The organism is Aeromicrobium sp. REDSEA-S32_B7 (assembly GCF_001626145.1).
Taxonomy (GTDB): Bacteria; Actinomycetota; Actinomycetes; order Propionibacteriales; family Nocardioidaceae; genus Aeromicrobium; species Aeromicrobium erythreum.
In genome coordinates this window covers 1-4,465 of record NZ_LUNF01000291.1, presented here as the reverse complement: position 1 = coordinate 4,465, position 4,465 = coordinate 1, and the positions used below count along the sequence as shown (strand labels likewise).

At 70.9% G+C, this 4,465-nt stretch carries 3 protein-coding genes and 1 pseudogene; 1 reads left to right on the top strand and 3 read right to left on the bottom strand.

Annotated features, from left to right (window positions below; translation table 11 throughout):
* Positions 1-112: 112 nt before the first annotated feature.
* The 3 genes and pseudogenes from A6Q79_RS17080 to A6Q79_RS17070 form a co-directional block, all read right to left on the bottom strand.
* Positions 113-769, bottom strand: coding sequence for a penicillin-binding transpeptidase domain-containing protein (locus tag A6Q79_RS17080; protein WP_317698840.1), 657 nt, complete (start codon positions 767-769; stop codon positions 113-115).
* Between the two features lie 326 nt (positions 770-1,095).
* A pseudogene (locus A6Q79_RS18770) lies at positions 1,096-1,695 on the bottom strand (hypothetical protein); the annotation flags it as partial.
* 172 nt (positions 1,696-1,867) lie between these two features.
* Complete coding sequence (locus A6Q79_RS17070) at positions 1,868-3,625, bottom strand: DEAD/DEAH box helicase (protein WP_317698839.1); 1,758 nt, start codon at positions 3,623-3,625, stop codon at positions 1,868-1,870.
* A gap of 208 nt (positions 3,626-3,833) precedes the next feature.
* Here A6Q79_RS17070 and A6Q79_RS17065 point away from each other — a divergent pair.
* Positions 3,834-4,465: DUF2012 domain-containing protein (locus A6Q79_RS17065; protein ID WP_317698838.1), on the top strand; the 632-nt coding region annotated here is incomplete at its 3' end.

The following is a 4,465-nucleotide window of genomic DNA, read 5'->3' as shown; positions in this document are numbered from 1 at the left end:
GTTCATCTACGTCCGGCGGCACGTCCCCACGTCCCTCCGCCAGACGCCGCCGCGAAGGGCCCGGGCACTCCGGGCCCTTCGTTGTTCCTACGGACGTCCTCGAGCCTGCGCCTCAGCGGCGCGCGGCGCGCAGGAACGCCTCCAGCAACGGTCCGGCGGTCCGCGAGCCGGACTCGCCCTCGTCGACGTAGACCGCCACGGCCAGGTCGGACCCCGCGGCGACCATCCAGGCGTGGGTGAGGACCTTGCCGTCCCGCTCGAACTCCGCGGTGCCGGTCTTGGCGATCAGCTCCGGCCCGGGCACGTCGAGCAGCCCGCGGCCGCTCCCGTCGGTGACGACGGCGCGCAGCATCGAGCGCAGCGCGGACGCCTCGCCGCCGGTGAGCGGCTTGGCCCCCTCGGGCGGGCCGTCGCGGTAGTCCTTGACCAGCCACGGCACCACTGTCTCGCCGGCCTGCACCGACGCCACGACCGTCGCCATCACCATCGGGCTGGCCAGCACCCGGCCCTGGCCGATCAGGTCGGCGGCCGCCTCGGTCTCGGTCTCCGGCTGCGGCACCTGGCCGAAGTACGCCGGGAAGCCGAGGTCGTGATCGATGCCGAAGCCGAGGGAGGCGGCTGCGTCATACAGGTCGGTCCCTCGGATCTTCCCGCGACTGGTGATGAAGGCGGTGTTGCAGGAGTTGGCGACCGCCTGGCGCAGGGTGATCCTCCCGGTGGCCCCGGAGGGGTAGTCGGAGTAGTTGCCGAAGGTCTTGCCGTCGACCACGGTCGTCGCCGGGCACTGCACGGACGAGGTCGGGTCGAGCCCGGCGCGGCCTGGCCGTACGTCGCCAGGTTGGTGCCCCCGGTGCCCGGCCCGTTGGCCGCGGCGAGCACGGCGCCGGTGCTCGGGTCGATCGCGACCAGGGCACTGGCCGGGCCGGTGCGCCGCAGCACCGCCTCGGCCTCGGCCTGGAGGTCGACGTCGAGGCTGACCTTGAGGGTCGAGCCCTTCTCGGGCTCGGCCCGGAACACCTCGCGCACCTCGCCGTCGGACCCCTCGGCGGGCACCACGTCGACGCTGGCGCCGGGGGTGCCGCGCAGCCGGTCGTCGTAGCGGGCCTGGAGCCCGGAGGTGCCGGCGACGTCGCCGGGGCGGTAGGTGTCCGGGGACTCCTCGACCATCTCGGCGGTGACCTGGCCGACGGAGCCGAGGATGGGTGCGGCGAAGCCCCGCGACGGCGCGAGCGGGATCTCGGCGGCGATGCGTCGGGCCCCCTTGAGGCGCGAGATGGCCATGCTCATCGGGGAGGAGACGTCCTCGGAGCGCAGCACGATCGCCTCGACGAACGCGGCGTCACCCGCGGCCTTCACGCTCTTGACGAAGCCGGTGGCGTCGATGCCGACGGCCTCGGCCAGGGCCTTGGCGTCGGACGCCGCGCGGCTCGCGCCGACCAGGGTCTTGTCGATGCCGATCCGGTTCACCGGGCGCTGCGTGACGACGGCGAGCCCGCGGGCCCCGACGATGTCGCCACGCTTCGGCGCCAGGGGCCGCCAGCGCCTCGACGAACGCCGTGGCCGTCGGTTGCGGGTCGGGGCCCGCGACGGCGTCCTTGACCTCGGTGCAGCCCGCGAGCAGGACCGAGCCCGCCAACGCCAGCACGGAGAGCAGCTGTGGGACCCGAGTGCGCACCATGGCAGCGATCCTGCCACCGCCCGCCGACCGACCTCCCGAGCCGTCACTCACGCACGCTCGAGACGTCACTCATGCACGCTCGGCGGCGGCCCCCCGTGCGCGAGCGACCTCTCGGCCATGCGCGAGCGACCTCTCGGCCGTGCGCGAGCGACCTCTCGGCCGTGCGCGAGCGACCTCTCGGCGGACGGATCAGCCCTTGTGGCCTCCACGAGGCCCGGAGCGGGCGCCCCGGGACGGCGGGCCGGAGTCGGGACCGAGCTCGATGAGCTTGCCGGAGATCCGGGTCTGCTCGAGCGCGGCGAAGGTGCCGGCAGGCAGGTCCGCGGGGAGCTCGACGAGGGAGAAGTCGGGCTTGATGAGGATCTTCCCGAAGTCCTTGCGGTTCAGCCCGCCCTCGTTGGCCAGCGCACCGACGATCTGGCGCGGCTCGACCTTGTGGCGCTTGCCCACGGCGATGCGGTACATCGCCATCGGGGTGTCGCCGTGCCGCTCGCGGGCCGGACGCGCCGGACGGTCGCGGTCGTCGCGGTCACCGGGGCGGGACTTGGGCATCCGCACCTGGTCGGCGTTGGGGTCGAGCAGCAGCGGGGTCTCGCCCTGGGCGACCACGGCGAGCGCGGCAGCGACGTCGGTCTCCGGCACGTCGTGGTTGCGGACGTAGTGGGCGATGATGTCGCGGAAGCCCGCGATCCGGTCGGTCTGCTGCAGCGCCTCGGTGATCTGGTCGTCGAAGCGCGTGAGCCGGGTGCTGTTGACGTCCTCGACGCTGGGTAGCGACATCTCGGTGAGCGGCTGCTTGGTGGCCTTCTCGATGTGGCGCAACAGGTAGCGCTCGCGCGGGGTGACGAAGGAGATGGCGTCACCGCTGCGCCCGGCCCGGCCGGTGCGGCCGATGCGGTGGACGTAGGACTCGGTGTCGGTGGGGATGTCGTAGTTGACGACGTGGCTGATCCGCTCGACGTCGAGGCCGCGAGCGGCGACGTCGGTGGCGACGAGGATGTCGAGCTTGGCGTCCTTGAGCTGCTGGACGGTCCGCTCGCGCACGTTCTGGGGTACGTCGCCGTTGATGGCCGCGGCCGCGAAGCCCCGGGCCCGCAGCTTCTCGGCGAGCAGCTCGGTCTCGCTCTTGGTGCGGACGAAGACGATCATCCCCTCGAAGTTCTCGACCTCGAGGATGCGCGTGAGGGCGTCGACCTTCTGCGGGTAGGACACCAGCAGGTAGCGCTGGGTGATGTTGCTGGCGGTCGCCGTCTTGTTCTTGACGGTGATCTCGGCCGGGTCGGAGAGGTAGGACTTGGAGAGCCGGCGGATCTGCGGCGGCATGGTCGCGGAGAACAGCAGCGTGCGGCGCGTATCGGGAGTCGCATCGAGGATCTCCTCGAGATCTTCGCGGAACCCCATGTCGAGCATCTCGTCGGCTTCGTCGAGCACCACGCCGATCAGGCCCGACAGGTCAAGCGCGCCGCGCTCGAGATGGTCGCGCAGGCGGCCGGGGGTCCCGACGACGATCGCCGGACCGGCGCGCAATGCGCGGCGTTCCTTGCTGGCATCCATCCCGCCGACGCAGGTGGCGATGCGTAGTCCGGCGCCGGCATAGAGCCAGCCGAGTTCGCGGCTGACCTGTAGCGCGAGCTCGCGCGTCGGCGCGATCACCAGCGCCAGCGGCTTGTCCGACAGGGGGGTGCCGCCAACCGCGTCGAGCAGTTCGGGAGCAAGCGCCAGGCCGAAGGCCACGGTCTTGCCGCTCCCGGTTTGCGCGGAAACGACCATGTCGCGGCCGTGCGCTTCGGGTTCGGTCACGGCCTGCTGGACGGGGGTAAGCGCGTCGTAGCCACGGGCGCTCAAAGCCTCGCCGATAACCGGCGGGAGGTTGGAAAGGGACATGGTATTCTTTCGGTTGCGCGTATGCACGGGCGGGGGGTGCCCGGCTGGTCGCGGCGCGGGCACTGCCCGCAGTCGGAGGCGCCCCTACACGCAAATGATGCGTTTGGCCCGCACTTTCTTGCGCAGGCCGAAATGGCGCGCGGCACGCCCCTCGCGCATTGTGACGCAACCGCGTCAGCGCACGCGCAATTGTCCGCAAACCGACGCGATGCGGAAATATCGCAGTCAAACTGCGCGCCTAGGCGGCTCTCAACGATAGCGGAGGGCAATAATGAAAATCAGGAATACGCTTCTTGCCGGGGCTGCCATTGCGGCGCTGGCACTTCCCGGCATGGCGCAGGCCGGCGATCTTGCCGGCACCGTATCCGATGCCACCGACACCATCGCGCTGCGCAGCGCGCAGGTGCGCATCGTCGAGATCGACCGCGTGACCGCGACCGAGCGCGATGGCTCGTTCCTTTTCGCAGACGTTCCGGCTGGCGATTACACGCTCGAAATCAGCTATGTCGGGGCGGAAACGGTCAGGCGCGCGATTACCGTCCCGGCCACCGGCACGGTGCGCGCAGAGATCGCGATGACCGGCTTTGGCGACGATGAGATCCTAGTCGTCGGCCAGGTCGCGAACCTTTCGAGCGCCCTGTCGCGCAAGAAGGAAGCCGATGGCGTGTCCGACGTGCTGACACGCGACGCGATCGGCCAGTTTCCCGATCAGAACGTCGCCGAAAGCCTGCGCCGCCTGCCCGGCATCAATGTCCTCAACGACCAGGGCGAGGGCCGCTTCGTATCGGTCCGCGGCCTGTCGCCCGATCTCGTCTCGTCATCGCTCAACGGCGTGCGCCTGCCGTCGCCAGAGGCCGATATTCGCGCGGTCGCGCTCGACGTCGTATCTTCGGACATCATCGA